The organism is Streptomyces sp. NPDC052301 (genome assembly GCF_044593395.1).
GTDB lineage: Bacteria > Actinomycetota > Actinomycetes > Streptomycetales > Streptomycetaceae > Streptomyces.
The window spans coordinates 252203-266128 of the sequence record NZ_JBIUBE010000002.1; the positions used below are offsets into that span (position 1 = coordinate 252203).

General features: G+C 73.3%; 12 protein-coding genes and 1 pseudogene. 5 read left to right on the plus strand and 8 right to left on the minus strand.

Translation table 11 applies throughout. The features are described from left to right. Window positions 1-58: 58 nt before the first annotated feature. Both ACIHEJ_RS04795 and ACIHEJ_RS04800 read left to right on the plus strand, forming a co-directional pair. Window positions 59-1243, plus strand: a complete 1185-nt coding sequence (locus ACIHEJ_RS04795) for a serine hydrolase domain-containing protein (RefSeq protein WP_400132193.1) — start codon at window positions 59-61, stop codon at window positions 1241-1243. A gap of 165 nt (window positions 1244-1408) precedes the next feature. Then, window positions 1409-2152: a GntR family transcriptional regulator gene (locus ACIHEJ_RS04800; protein ID WP_400132194.1), complete on the plus strand. Its 744-nt coding sequence runs from the start codon at window positions 1409-1411 to the stop codon at window positions 2150-2152. On the opposite strand, the gene ACIHEJ_RS04805 is transcribed toward ACIHEJ_RS04800, so the two are convergent. Both ACIHEJ_RS04805 and ACIHEJ_RS04810 read right to left on the minus strand, forming a co-directional pair. Next, window positions 2130-2873, minus strand: a complete 744-nt coding sequence (locus ACIHEJ_RS04805) for a methyltransferase domain-containing protein (protein WP_400132195.1) — start codon at window positions 2871-2873, stop codon at window positions 2130-2132. The two genes, ACIHEJ_RS04800 and ACIHEJ_RS04805, sit on opposite strands and share 23 nt — an antisense overlap. A gap of 4 nt (window positions 2874-2877) precedes the next feature. Next, window positions 2878-3441, minus strand: coding sequence for a PadR family transcriptional regulator (locus ACIHEJ_RS04810; RefSeq protein WP_400132196.1), 564 nt, complete (start codon window positions 3439-3441; stop codon window positions 2878-2880). 72 nt (window positions 3442-3513) lie between these two features. On the opposite strand from ACIHEJ_RS04810, the gene ACIHEJ_RS04815 reads away from it, so the two are divergent. Then, a complete protein-coding gene (locus ACIHEJ_RS04815) occupies window positions 3514-3912 on the plus strand; it encodes a nuclear transport factor 2 family protein (protein ID WP_400132197.1) in 399 nt (132 codons plus the stop codon). A gap of 24 nt (window positions 3913-3936) precedes the next feature. Here ACIHEJ_RS04815 and ACIHEJ_RS04820 read toward each other — a convergent pair whose 3' ends face one another. Continuing rightward, window positions 3937-4836: a hypothetical protein gene (locus tag ACIHEJ_RS04820; RefSeq protein ID WP_400132198.1), complete on the minus strand. Its 900-nt coding sequence runs from the start codon at window positions 4834-4836 to the stop codon at window positions 3937-3939. A 473-nt stretch (window positions 4837-5309) separates the two neighbouring features. On the opposite strand from ACIHEJ_RS04820, the gene rho reads away from it, so the two are divergent. Beyond that, complete coding sequence (rho, locus tag ACIHEJ_RS04825) at window positions 5310-6458, plus strand: transcription termination factor Rho (RefSeq protein ID WP_400132199.1); 1149 nt, start codon at window positions 5310-5312, stop codon at window positions 6456-6458. 83 nt (window positions 6459-6541) lie between these two features. After that, window positions 6542-7708, plus strand: coding sequence for a D-alanyl-D-alanine carboxypeptidase family protein (locus tag ACIHEJ_RS04830; RefSeq protein WP_400132200.1), 1167 nt, complete (start codon window positions 6542-6544; stop codon window positions 7706-7708). 224 nt (window positions 7709-7932) lie between these two features. On the opposite strand, the pseudogene ACIHEJ_RS04835 reads toward ACIHEJ_RS04830, so the two are convergent. From ACIHEJ_RS04835 to ACIHEJ_RS04855, 5 genes and pseudogenes are all read right to left on the minus strand, one after another. Continuing rightward, a pseudogene (locus tag ACIHEJ_RS04835) lies at window positions 7933-8817 on the minus strand (glycosyltransferase family 87 protein); the annotation flags it as partial. Further along, entirely contained in the window at window positions 8814-10208 is a 1395-nt protein-coding gene (gene mptB / locus ACIHEJ_RS04840; protein ID WP_400132201.1) for a polyprenol phosphomannose-dependent alpha 1,6 mannosyltransferase MptB, read from the minus strand. The gene mptB and the pseudogene ACIHEJ_RS04835, both read right to left, overlap by 4 nt. Window positions 10209-10315: 107 nt before the next feature. After that, the gene (locus ACIHEJ_RS04845) at window positions 10316-11254 is read right to left on the minus strand and encodes a glutaminase (protein WP_400132202.1); all 939 of its coding nucleotides are present in this window, start codon (window positions 11252-11254) and stop codon (window positions 10316-10318) included. A gap of 48 nt (window positions 11255-11302) precedes the next feature. Further along, window positions 11303-12715, minus strand: a complete 1413-nt coding sequence (gene aspA, locus ACIHEJ_RS04850; RefSeq protein WP_400132203.1) for an aspartate ammonia-lyase — start codon at window positions 12713-12715, stop codon at window positions 11303-11305. Between the two features lie 159 nt (window positions 12716-12874). Then, window positions 12875-13891: an asparaginase gene (locus ACIHEJ_RS04855; RefSeq protein ID WP_400132204.1), complete on the minus strand. Its 1017-nt coding sequence runs from the start codon at window positions 13889-13891 to the stop codon at window positions 12875-12877. Between the last annotated feature and the right edge of the window lie 35 nt (window positions 13892-13926).

Genomic DNA, 13926 nt, shown 5'->3' on the forward strand with positions numbered 1-13926 from the left:
TCGGGGTGCCCGGGCCGCGGCGTCGCGTCCCGGGTTTCCCGGCGACGAGGGAGGCCCCATGACCGCGCAGAACCCGTCGGAGACCCGGCGGCCCCGGATCCACGGCCATTGCGACGCACGCTTCGCGGCGGTGCGGGAGGCGTTCGAGGAGAACGTCCGGACGCGGGGCGAACTCGGCGCCGCGGTGGCGGTCACCGTCGACGGTGTCACCGTGGTGGACCTGTGGGGCGGTTGGGCGGACGCGGCCCGCACCCGCCCCTGGGAGCGGGACACGCCGGTGAACGTCTGGTCGACCACCAAGGGGCCGGTGGCGCTGTGCGCGCACCTCCTCGCCGACCGCGGCCTGCTCGACCTCGACGCACCGGTGGCCGGGTACTGGCCGGAATTCGCGGCGGCGGGCAAGGAGAAGGTGCTCGTGCGCCATCTGCTGTCGCACCGGGCCGGGCTGGCGGGCCTGCGCGAGCCGCACGCGCTGGACGCGCTGTACGACTGGGAGCTGACCACCGCGCGCCTCGCGGCCATGGAGCCCTGGTGGGAGCCGGGCACCCGGTCCGGGTACCACGCACTGACGTACGGCTTCCTGGTCGGTGAGGTCGTGCGGCGCGTCTCGGGGCTGCGGCCCGGCGCCTTCCTGGAGCGTGAGGTGACCGGACCGCTCGGGATCGACTTCACCGTCGGCCTGCCCGCGAAGGAGGCCGGGCGGGCGGCCGAGCTGGTGCACGCGCCGGCGGTGGCGAGCTCCGAACGGGCCGCAGCTTTCGGTCAGTTGCCACCGGTCGCCCTGGCGGCGCTGGCCAATCCCCCGGTCGGCGCGGCCGAGGCGAACACCGCTCGGTGGCGGGCGGCGGAGATCCCCGCGGCGAACGGGCACGGCACCGCCCGGGCGGTCGCGGCCCTCTACGGCGTCTTCGCCGGGCGCGGCTCCCACGGCGGCCGGCGGATCCTCTCCCCGGAGGCGGCGGAGCGGGTGCGCGAGGGTCAGGGGCCCTGCCGTGACCTGGTGCTGGGCGCGGGACTGGAGGGAGAGACCGAGATCGGGCTCGGTCTGTGGCTCAGCGGCCCGCGAGGGTCGTACGGCCCGAACCCGCGGGCTTTCGGTCATGACGGGTTCGGCGGATCGTGCGGGCTGGCCGACCCGGAGGCCGGGGTCTCGCTGGGCTACGTGATGAACCGGATGGGACCGCGCATCGCCGACGACCCCCGGAAGATGGCGCTGATCGACGCGCTCTACAGCGCCCTGTGATCCTCTTCCCCCCACCCGTGCCGCGCGCGACGGCGCCCTCGCCGCGCGGATGGGTTTCGGCCGAAACGGGCGGGCCGCTCTTCCCTTGTGGTTTAGACCAATGCTAAGTGTGGTCGCGCAATGAGCCCGCACGGCTACGTCTTGTGACCAACAGGAGGGCGCGGCATGGCCCGCACCACCCCGCACGATCCCCCCGAGAGCGACGACCGGCCCCTGTACGGGCGGGTCGCGGCGCTGCTGCTCGACGAACTGCGCGACGGCACCATACCGCCGGGTGAACGGCTGCCCGGTGAGCGGCACCTGGCCGCGTACTTCGGGGTCAGCCGGGAGACCGTCCGGCAGGCGTTGGAGGTGCTGCGCCGAGGCGGTATGGTCGCCACCGACCGGCGTGGCAGCCATGCGACGCTGTCCGGCCGACCGGTCGAGACACCGGGATCGCTGGCCTTCCCGGTGGGCGTCCGGTCGGAGGATCCGGGCACGCTCGACCGGGCGACGGTGACCTGGGAGGCGCCGCCGCCGGAGCACGCGCGAGCGCTGGGCCTCGCCGCGGACCGGCCGACGCTGGTGCACCGCTACCGGTCGGCCACGCCGGACGGCCGGTCGCTGCGGACGGCGGTGACGTCGTTCTCGGCGGTGGCGCTGACCGAGGTCGCGGAGCTGGCCCGGTACCGCGACCGGGCCGACGGGGCCACCCCGGCGCAGCTGCGGCGGGCCTACGACTGGATGCGCAAGGCCGGACTGACCCTGCACCACCGGGACGCCATCACCCAGGTCGGCGACGCCTCGTCGGTCCGGGTGACCCGGCGGGTGCACGACCAGTTCGCCCGCCCGCTGGAGATCACCGATCTGGTGGTGAACGCCGAACGGGACGCGCTGGTCTACGAGTTCACGCTGCCGTCGGCGGGGTGAGCCGCCGGGCGACCACCAGCCGGGCCCGGGGGCTGCCGTCGTCGCGCCACCCGAACTCGGGCAGCGCGGTCAGCTCGACGGTGAAGCCGGCACGCGCCAACTCGACGGTGACATCGCCCAGTCGGAAGGCTCGGTAGTACATCACGAACGGCGGGCGCCAGAGCGCGTTGCGCACCCGCATCGCCGCGTCGAAGCCGAGCAGCGCCCAGAAGGCGGACTGTGCCGGGCGGGGCGGCGCGAGCACCGGGAAGGCGAAACGGCCCCCGGGCCGCAGGACCGAGTGGACCTGGGTGAAGAGTCCGGGCAGTTCCCGGGGCAGGAAGTGGCCGAACGCCCCGAAGGAGACCACCAGATCGAAGGCGGCCGGGAACGGCAGGGCCCGGGCGTCGCCGCGCACCCAGGCGACCTCGGGCCCACCGGCGGGGCGGACCCGGCGCCGGGCGACCTCGAGCATGCCCGCGCTGAAGTCGACCCCCGTGACGCTGCGGCGGCACAGCCCCGCCAGCGTCTCCACCCCGGCGCCGGTGCCGCAGCACAGGTCCAGGCCGTCCTCGAAGGGACCGAGCGGGGCGAGCGCCTCGGCCACGGACTCCAGCACCGCGTCGGACGTGCGGAACGGGGTGCGGTCGAACTTCGGGGCGAGCAGGTCGTACCCGTGCTCGACGGACGACAGCGCCTGCACGGCGAGCTCACGCAGGCTGGGACCACCGGGACCGAACATGCCGTCAGCCCAGGGCCACGCGCTCGGCGAGCACCGCGAGGACCCGTTCGCACCACCGCAGGTTCTCCTCCTCGAAGGCGATCCCGGCCATGAGGGTGAGGTACGGCCCGACCCGGTCGGCGGTGCGCAGGTACTCGTCCTCGGTACGGCCGTCGAGGAGTCGCTCGCGCACCCGGCGGTAGCGGTCGAGTTTGCCGCGCGCCCAGCCCCTGCGCTCCTCGATCAGCGCCCGGGTGGTCTCCGGGTCGCCGCCGTCCATCGCCTGGACCTTGATGAGGAGTTCGTCGCGGATCGCGGTCGGCCGTTTCGGCGGCTCGGCGGCGAACGCGCCGAGTTCGGCCCGGCCCGCCTCGGTGAGCGTGAACATCCGCTTGTTCGGCCGCCGCTCCTGCTCCACCGTCCGGGCCCGGACCAGCCCGTCCTGTGCCAGGCGCTCCAGCTCCCGGTAGAGCTGCTGCGGGGTGGCGGGCCAGAAGTTCGCGAGCGAGACGTCGAAACCCTTCGACAGCTCGTAGCCCGAGGCCTCGCCCTCCAGCAGAGCGGCGAGAACGGCGTACTTGAGCGACATGTGGACACGCTAGCAGCCGTTGACTACTCTCACCCGCACCTATTCAATTAATTGACTATGCGGGGTGATCCGATGCAAGCGTTCCGCGAGGCGGTCGAGGCCGGGGACATGAACGCCGCCGAGGCGCTGCTGGCCGAGGACGTGGTCTTCACCAGCCCGGTCGTCTTCAAGCCGTATCCGGGCAAGGCGATCACCGCGGCGATCCTGCGCGCGGTGTCCGAGGTGTTCGAGGACTTCCGCTACGTCCGGGAGATCGGCGACCCGGCCGGGAAGGAGCACGCGCTGGTCTTCACGGCACGGGTGGGCGACCGCGAGCTGACCGGCTGCGACTTCCTGCACGTGAACGAGGACGGCCTCATCGACGACTTCATGGTCATGGTCCGTCCGCTGTCGGGCGCCCACGCCCTGGCGGAGGCGATGGGCGCCCGGTTCGAGCAGATCGCGAAGGAGGCCGAGGCACGCTCGGCGTGAGCCCGTGCGCCGAGGATGCGGGGCTCAGCCCTTCAACTGCCCCAGCGTGGCCTTGGCGTCCTTCTTCAGCCACTCCTCCACATCGCTCAGCGCGGGAGGGTTCTTGTCCTGGTCGTACGAGGACAGGTAGACGCTGTAACTCATCGTGTACGTCACCCAGCCGTCGCGGACGGCGAGCGTGGCGTAGCGGGAACCGCTGCTGGAGGAGCCGCTGGTGGTGTCCTGGCTGACGAGGTAGGCCTCGTCGCCGATGCCGCCGACCGGCGCGACGTCGTAACCGGTGTGACTGTCGCCGTAGTTCTTCCAGGTGGCGGTGAACTCGGGGCCCGGGTCGGTCCTCTTGTGCAGGTCCAGTTGCATGGACAGGTAGGCGTCGGCGTACGAGGAGCCGGACTTCTTCAGGCCCAGGCTGCAGTAACTCTCGTCCAGTGCCTTGTCCTTGAGGGAGTTCTTGGTGGGCGAGGAGTCGTCTCCGGGATACTCGTCCTTGAAGGAGGAGTAGTCGGCGCCGGAGCACATGTTGGAGGGCGCCGCGTAGCCGCGCAGGTCCGCGCTGTCACCCTTGCCGCCGACGAGGAAGACGCCGCCCGCCCAGGCGGCGGAGGCGACGACCGCGCCGACCGCGGCCCACAGCACCGCCTTGCCGGCCCCGCCGCCACCGGTGGGCGGCGGGACGGGCACCGCGGGACCGTACTGGGGTGCCTGGGCATAGGGGTTCCCCGGCTGCGGCCCGCCGTGCTGTCCCAACTGGCCCGGCTGGCTTGGCTGGCCGACCAGCGTGGGCTGGGCGTAGAAGCCGCCCGGCGGCGGGGACTGCGGGTTCGGGTACGGATAGGCGGTCGGCTGCGGCGGGACGGCCGGCTGCTGGGCGGGCTGCGGAGTCGGCTGGTCGGCCGGCTGCGGCGGCTGCGGTGGCGTGGACATGTCCTGAACATAGTCCACGGTTGAGGGTCAAGTCCCAGGTCGTCCGGGATCGTTACCACCTGAGGACGTCTGATGCGATTGCCGGACGTGCTCGCGCTGCGCGCGCAGTGCCTGCGCAGCTCGACGGCGCCTTCGCCCGCGGCGACGCGCTCCGGACCGTCCGGCAGCCCGGCGGCGACGGGAACACAGGCCGGCCGTTCTGTGTTGACGGCTTCGGAAGCACCGGTATAGTGCCGAACAGCGCTTGCGGAGCCCCCTCGTACGGGCACCGGCACCGCTTCTCTCTTCACCAGCCCCTCGGCCGAGGATTCCGCCCGGCCCGGGCTTCAGCTCAGCACCACCTCGTGCCCAGGCCTTCCGTGCCGTGTCCGGGGTGCCGTTCCCGCCGCCCGGAGGCAGTGTGCACGCCTCCCGCTCGCGGCCTCTCCCCCCTTCCTTCTCGCTCGGTTCCGTCCGTGAAAGGACCTCCCGCCATGACCACCACACTCGAACACCCTCCCGTGGGCCGGCAGGCCCCCGCCGTCCGGCTCGTCACCGGTGTCCTCGACCTCGACGCGCACGGGAAGGGGTACCTGCGAGGCCCGGGCCTCCTCCCCTCCCCCGGCGACCCGCAGGTTCCCGCGGCCCTGATCCGGCACCACGGCCTGCGCAAGGGCGACCTCGTCGAGGGCCTGAGGGGTGCCCAGCGTGCCCTGACCGAGGTCGCGCTCGTCGACGGACGCGCCCCGGCGGACCTGCCCTCCCGCCGTCACTTCCGCGACCTCACCCCGCTCCACCCGCACGAGCGGCTGCGTCTGGAACATCCCGCGTCCGGACCGGCCGGGCGCGTCACCGATCTCTTCGCCCCGGTCGGCAAGGGCCAGCGCGGTCTCCTCGTGGCACCGCCTAAGAGCGGCAAGACCGTGCTGCTGCAGCAGCTCGCCGCCGCCGTGGCCGGCAACCACCCCGAGTGCCGGCTGATGGTCCTGCTGCTGGACGAGCGGCCCGAGGAGGTCACCGAGATGCGCCGTTCGGTGCGCGGCGAGGTGTACGCCTCCACCTTCGACCGGTCGGCCAAGGAGCACATCGCCCTCGCCGAACTCGTCGTCGAGCGGGCGAAGCGCCTGGTCGAGGCCGGTACGGACGTCGTGATCCTGCTGGACTCGCTGACCCGGCTGTGCCGGGCCCACAACAACGCCTCCGCCGCCGGCGGCCGCACCCTGAGCGGCGGAGTCGACGCGGGCGCGCTGCTCGGCCCCAAGCGTTTCTTCGGCGCCGCCCGCCAGGCCGAGGAGGGCGGCTCGCTCACCATCCTCGCCACCGCGCTGGTGGACACCGGCTCCCGTGCCGACGGCTACTACTTCGAGGAGCTGAAGAGCACGGGCAACATGGAGCTGCGCCTGGACCGTGAGGCCGCCGCCCGCCGTCTGTTCCCGGCCGTGGACCTCGACGCCAGCGGCACCCGGCGCGAGGAACTGCTCCTGTCCCCGGCCGAGTTGACGGCCGTCCACGGTCTGCGCCGTGTCCTTCGCGCCCGGGACGGCGGACCGGCCGGTCTGGAGACCCTGCTGGAGCGGCTGCGCGCCACTCCGGACAACGCCGCGTTCCTGCGGCAGGTACGGCCCACCCTGCCCGGCGGCTGACCGGCTGCGGCATCCGGGTTGCCCCGGTACACGAACGGCCCGGGCGGCGTGGCGGACAGCCGTCCCGTTCGTAGGTTGAACATATGATCACCGGATTCTCTTATCGGGCGGCTGCGTCGGTCTGCTCCCTGTGCGTGGCGGGTGTGCTGGTGCTCGCCCCGGCTGCTGCCGCCACCGCGCCTCGCGCGGGGGACCCGGCACCGCCGGGGCCCCGGGGGGCGGTGCCCGGGCCGTCCCTGCTCTACCGGTCCGGCCCCCAGGTCAGGCCGCACCGGGGCGTGCCCGAGGTGCCGGAGGTCTCGGCGCTGTCCTGGCTGGTCGCCGACGCCGGCAACGGCGAGGTACTGGCCGCGAACCACGCGCACCGCAAGCTGCCGCCCGCGAGCACCCTGAAGACCCTGTTCGCCCTCACCGTGCTGCCGACGCTGCCCAGCGACATGCAGCACACCGTGCGCTACGAGGAACTGGCGGACGTGGGCGAGGGCAGCAGCCTGGTCGGCGTCGAGGAGGGGCACTCGTACCAGGTGGCCGACCTGTGGCGCGGCGTCTTCCTGAACTCGGGCAACGACGCCGTGCACGTCCTCGCCTCGCTGAACGGCGGCTGGCGGACCACCGCCCGGCGGATGCAGGAGAAGGCCCGCGAGCTCGGCGCCCTGGACACCCAGGTCGTCTCCCCCGACGGCTACGACGCCCCCGGCCAGGTCTCCTCGGCCTTCGACCTGGCGGTGTTCGGCCGGGCCGGGCTGCGCAACCCCGACTTCGCCCGGTACTGCTCCACCGTCGAGGCACAGTTCCCCGGTGACGGGTCCTCGTACGCGATCGAGAACACCAACCGGCTGCTGTCCGGCGAGGACGGCGTGGCGCCGTACCCCGGGCTGATCGGCATCAAGAACGGCTACACCAGCAATGCGGGCAACACCCTCGTCGCCGCGGCCCGCCGGGGCGGGCGCACCCTCGTGGTCACCGTGATGAACCCTCAGGAGGGCGGCGGACTGGCCGTGTACGAGGAGGCCCGGCGGCTGCTCGACTGGGGCTTCGCGGCGGCCGGTCAGGTGGACCCGGTCGGCTCGCTGGACGGGCTGGCCAAACCCGCGCCGTCGGCCGTGCCGGTGGCGGCGACCGCCTCGCGGACGGGCGGCGACGACTCGGACTGGGCCGGCACCGCCGTCGTCGCCGGGCTGTCCGGGCTCGGTGCCGGGGCCGTGGCGCTGGCCCTGCGGGCCAAGGGCGGCCGGAGCGCGCGCGGCTGACCCACGGGCAGGCCGAGCAGCAGCCCCAGGGTGATCCACGTGTAGGCGTTGCTGCCGAGGAAGCCGCCCACGCCGGAGGCATCGTCGAACCACAGCCAGACCACGCTGGTGCACAGCACCACGTACAGGGCCCCCGCGATCCGCAGGTGCCCCGCGCGCAGCAGCACGGCGAAGGACGGCAGCAGCCACACCAGGTGGTGCACCCAGGTGATCGGGCTGACCAAGCAGGCCGCGGCACCGGTGAGGGCGAAGGCGGCCGCCCAGTCGCCGCCCGCGACCGCGCGGCGGGTGCGCCACGCCCAGACGCACAGGGTCAGCAGCACCGCCGTCGCCCACAGCGGGCGGCCCGCCTCGCCGAGGCGGGCCAGGACGCCCTGCAGCGACTGGTTCGACACATAGCCCACGCGGCCGACCCGGCCGGTGTCCCACAGCGCCTCGGTCCAGTAGAAACGGGACGCCCCGGGGTCCGCCCAGACGGCCAGCGCGGTCGCCGCGGCGGCGACGGCCGTGGCGACGCCGGCCGCGCGTCGGCGCCCGGCGAGCAGCAGCAGGCCGATGAACAGGGCGGGCGTCAGCTTCACGGCGGCGGCGAGTCCGATCCCGGCCCCCGCCCAGCGGCCCCGGCCGTTCGCCAGCAGCCATAGATCGCCGAGGACGAGGGCGAGCAGCACCAGGTTGACCTGGCCGAAGCTGAAGGTGTCCCGCAGCGGCTCGAACAGCGCGAGCAGGCACAGGCACAGCGCCCAGCGGTACCAGCCGTGCCGCCGCCGGCCGGCCCCGGCCAGGATCCGCAGGACGACCGCGAGCGCGGCCGTGTTCACCAGCAGGGAGACCACGATCGCCGCGGTACGGCCCAGCAGGGCCAGCGGCAGCATGGCGACCGCGGCGAACGGCGGGTAGGTGAAGCCGTACGCGGTGCCCGGCACCCGGTAGTCGTAGATCCGGCCGCCGTGGTGCACCCAGGTGTGCACGGTGCCGTAGTAGACCCGCAGGTCGAAGAAGTCGCGCAGCAGCGGCACGGTCGCCGTGAACACGGTCACCGCGGCGGCGAGCGCCAGCACGAGCAGCAGGCGGCCCCGGTCGGTACGGGGGCGCAGGACGCGGATCATGCCGTACGTCCCGCCGCCGGGGCGAGGGACGCCTGGTGCGCCTGCCACAGCACGACCACGCCGAGCACCCCGCCGGAGACCGCGAGCACCAGCTGTGCGGGATCGGCCGGGCCGCCGCTGGGCAGCACGGCCAGGGCCAGCACGCCCGCGAGGGCCGCCACCCGGTGCCGTATCGAGGTGTCGGGCGCGGCTGCGGCGATGAGGAACAGGCCCCACAGCACGTACCAGGGGCGGATCGCCGGGCCGAACACGGCGACGGTCAGCAGGCTCATCCCGAGCGCGTACTCCGGCCGTGGGCGCAGCCGGACCCAGATGAGCAGTACGGCGACCGCCGTGGCCGCGAGGCCGAACAGGTGCCAGGCCGGGACGGCGAACGGGGCCAGGCTGCTGCCGAGGTGTTCCAGCAGGGCGGCCGTGGCATGGCCGAGCAGGCTGGTCAGGGCCCAGTTGTGCGGGGAGACCGGGGTGGCGAGCGCGCCGATCCAGCCGTAGCCGGTGCCGGCCACGGCGGTGGCGGCGACCGTGGTCACGGCGGAGACGGAGGCCGTCGTCAGGACGGCCGGCAACGGACGGCGGCCGGAACGGACCTGCAGGACCACCACGGCCGGCAGGCCGAGCGCCGCCGGGGCCTTGACCAGCGCGGCGAGCGTGACGAGGACGGCGCCGAGGGCGGCCCGCCGGCCTCGCGCGGCGACCAGGCCGAGCCCGAGCAGGCCGAGCATCAGCGCGTCGTTGTGCGCGCCCGCCACCAGGTGCAGCAGGACCAGCGGGTTGAGGGCGCCGAGCCACAGCGCGGCGGCCGGGTCGGCACCGCTGTGCCGGGCCAGCCGGGGCAGCGCCACCGCCATCAGGGCCACCCCCAGCAGTGCGACCAGACGCATGCCGATCAGGCCCGCGGGCAGCTCGCCACGGGTCAGGCCGGACAGCACGGAGGCCAGGGCCAGGAAGGCGGGGCCGTAGGGGGCACCGGTGTGCTGCCACATCGGCGCGACCTCGTCCGCGAGGGGTCCGCCGAGCTGGGCGGGCCCGTGGGCGTAGACGTCCATGTGGGCGTCGACCATGGCGCCCTGCGCGAGATAGCTGTACACGTCCCGGCTGAACAGCGGCGGTGCGAGCAGCAGCGGGGCGGCCCAGACGGCCAGCACGAGGAGCAGGGCGCGCGGGGTGGGCGGGTGCGGTCCGCGCACCAGGCGGCCGAGCAGCACCCAGGCCGCTATCAGCAGCACGACGCCGAAGTACACCCCGACCAGGCCGAGCGCCGCCCGTGCCGAGGCGGGGGCCAGCAGGTACTGGACCGGCAGGGCACCGGCCGTCTCCCCGCCCAGCGCGAGGAAGGCGGTACCGGCCAGTCCCAGCACCTGGCAGCGGCGGAGATCGACGGGGAAAGCCATGGCCAACACTGGGTCAGCGTGTCAACGCCGGGTGGCCGGAAGGCGACGGCAGCCCTGCCGGGCGAGGGCCGACGTGTGACCGGCGTGTGGTGTGTTCCGGCCGGACCTCAGAACACCGACAGCCCGGTCAGGGTCGTGAAGCGGTCCAGCGCCGCCACGCCCGCCACCGAGTTACCGCGTTCGTCCAGTCCCGGGCTCCACACGCACAGCGTGCACCGGCCCGGTACGACCGCGATGATCCCGCCACCGACCCCGCTCTTGCCGGGCAGGCCCACCCGGTAGGCGAAGTCCCCGGCCGCGTCGTACGTCCCGCAGGTCAGCATGACCGCGTTGACCTGCTTGGCCTGGCTGCGGCTGAGCAGCCGGGAGCCGTCGGCGCGGATGCCGTGCCGGGCGAGGAAGCCGGTGGCGAGGGCGAGGTCGGCGCAGGAGGCGGCGATGGAGCACTGGCGGAAGTACTGGTCGAGCAGGACCGGGATGTCGTTGTCGATGTTGCCGTAGGACGCCATGAAGTGGGCGAGGGCGGCGTTGCGGTCGCCGTGCGCGGTCTCGGAGGCGGCGACCTCCTTGTCGAAGTCCAGCGCGGGGTTGCCGCTCTCGGCGCGCAGGAAGGCCAGCAGTTCTCCGGCCGCGTCCGAGGTACGGGTCTGGAGGCGGTCGGTCACGACGAGCGCGCCCGCGTTGATGAAGGGATTGCGCGGGATGCCGTTCTCGTACTCCAGCTGCACCAGGGAGTTGAACGGGTTTCCGGACGGCTCGCGGCCCACGTGCTCCCAGAGCTCGTCGCCCTCGCGGGCCAGGTCCAGGGCGAGCGTGAAGACCTTGGTGATCGACTGCGTCGAGAACGGCTGCCGCCACTCCCCCACCCCGTACACCGTGCCGTCCAGCTCGGCCACGGCCATGCCGAAACTGCGGGGATCACGTGCGGCGAGGGCCGGGATGTAGTCGGCGGGCCGGCCGCGTCCCGGCGTGCGGCTCATCTCCTCGGCGATGCGCTCCAGGATCGGCAGGAAGGTGAGGGACGACGTCGTTGTCATGATCACCATTCTCTCTCCGGCCGTTCCCGGAGCGTAATCGTGGCCGTGTCCCACAGGTCAGGCGACGGGTGCCCCGCTGCCCGCGACGATCTCGGGACGCAGCAGGTCGGCGAGCCGCTCGGCCGGCAACAGGCCCTTCTCCAGAACCAGTTCGGCCACTCCCCGGCCCGTGACGAGGGCTTCCTTGGCGATGTCGGTGGCGGCCGTGTAGCCGATGTGCGGGTTGAGGGCGGTGACCAGCCCGATGGAGTTCTCGACGGTCGCGCGCAGCCGCTCGGTGTTGGCCGTGATGCCGGAGACGCAGCGCTCGGCGAGGGTGAGGCAGGCGTTCCGCAGGTGCGTGATCGACTCCGAGAGGGAGTGCAGGATGATCGGCTCGAAGGCGTTGAGCTGGAGCTGTCCGGCCTCGGCAGCCATGGTGATGGCGACGTCGTTGCCGATCACCTCGAAGGCGACCTGGTTGACCACCTCGGGGATCACCGGGTTGACCTTGCCGGGCATGATGGACGAGCCGGCCTGCACCGGGGGCAGGTTGATCTCGCCGAGGCCCGCGCGTGGACCCGAGGACAGCAGCCGCAGGTCGTTGCAGCTCTTGGAGAGCTTGACCGCGATCCGCTTGAGCACGCCGGACATCTGGACGAAGGCACCGCAGTCCTGGGTGGCCTCGACCAGGTTGGCGGCGGTGACCAGCGGCAGCCCGGTGATGTCGGACAGATGCCGGCGGGCGGCCTCGGCGTAGCCGGCGGGAGCGTTGAGGCCCGTACCGATGGCCGTGGCGCCCAGGTTGATCTCATGGATCAGCTCGACGGCCTCGGCAAGACGGCTGCGGTCCTCCTCGATCATGACGGCGAATGCGGAGAACTCCTGGCCGAGCGTCATCGGCACCGCGTCCTGCAACTGTGTACGGCCCATCTTGAGCACGTCACGGAACTCGACGGCCTTACGGGCGAACGCGTCCTGCAGTACGGCCATCGCCTTGAGCAGTCCATGGACCGCGAACACCGTCGCCACCTTGACGGCAGTCGGGTAGACGTCATTGGTCGACTGCCCCAGGTTGACGTCCTCGTTGGGGTGCACACGCGCGTACTCGCCCTTGGCGTGGCCGAGCAGTTCCAGCGCGCGGTTCGCCACGACCTCGTTGGCGTTCATGTTGGTGGAGGTGCCGGCGCCGCCCTGGACGACGTCGACGACGAACTGGTCGTGCAGTCGGCCGGCCCGGATCTCCCGGCAGGCGGCGACGATCGCGGCGGCCTTCTCCGGCGCGAGCAGGCCGAGTTCCTCGTTGGCGAGAGCGGCGGCCTCCTTGACGGCGGCCAGGGCGTCGATCAGGTGCGGGTAGGCGGAGATCGCAGTGCCGGTGATGGGGAAGTTCTCCGTGGCGCGCAGGGTGTGGATGCCCCAGTACGCGTCGGCGGGTACGTCGCGGTCGCCGAGCAGGTCGTGCTCACTGCGCGTGGTGGCGGCGGTCATGAGGAAACGGTCCTCTTTCTGAGGTACGGAGGTGAGAGCGCCCCGCCAGGAGCGCGGGACTGTGCGGATGTGCGGCTGCCGCCGCGTGGGCGCGACCGGCCACGGACGGCCGGCGGACCGGCGACGGCCCGCGGTCCCCCTGGTGAAACCGGCGCGTCCCTACGCGCAGGCAGGAAGCTCGACAGGGTCCAGCGCGCGCACCGCCCGCACACGGCCCACCGGCTCCCCGCCACCCAGCAGCGGCTCCCCCGCGAACTCGGTCAGCAGCCCGGGGTCGACGCCCGCACGAGCGAGCGCCGCCGCCGCGACCGGGATCCGCGCCCGGTTCGCCCCATCGGCGATCTTCACGGCGATGGCCCGGCCGTCAGGAAGGGCGGCGACCTGCACGCCCTCGAAGCCGTCCTTGGCGAGCAACCCCGGCACGGCCCGCATCAGCGCGGCGACGTCCCGCCCGGCGCCGGAGGCCATCTCGGCGTGCGTGCGCATCGCGTCGGCGACCTGCGCCTCCGGCGTGCCCGGTGCGGCGGTGGTGATACGGGACAGGCCGCGGGCGAGGCCGTGCAGCGAGAGGGAGAACAGCGGCGCGCCGCAGCCGTCGACGGTGACCCGGGCGACCCGCTGGCCGGTCAGGTCCTCGACGATCTCCTGGATCGCCTGCTGGAGCGGGTGCTTCGGATCGAGGTAGTCGTCCAGGGACCAGCCGTTCAGCTTGGCGGTCCACAGCATGGCCGCGTGCTTGCCGGAGCAGTTCTGGGCGAGCCGGGACGGTTGCCGGCCCTCGCGGATCCAGGCGTCCCTGACGGCGGGGCCGTACGGCATGTCGGGCACGTTGCGCAGGTCGTCCTCGGTGAGGCCGGCGAGGTCGAGGATGCGCCGGGCGCCGGCCAGGTGCCGTTCCTCGCCGGAGTGGCTCGCGGCGGCCAGCGACAGCAGCGCGCCGTCGAGCGGAAGTCCGGCCCGCAGCATGGCCACGGCCTGCAGGGGCTTGACGGCCGACCGCGGGTAGAAGGCGGCCTCGATGTCGCCGAGCTGGAACTCCACCCGGCCGTCGGCGCCGAGGACGACGACGGAGCCGTAGTGGATGCCCTCGACGACCCCGCCGCGGACGAGGTGGGCGACGGGAGCGTGGAGGGGTTCGCGGACGAGGGGTGCGTCGGCGGGGGAACTGCTGTACATCACTGCCTGAATCATGGGGTCGGGGCCGGCCGGTA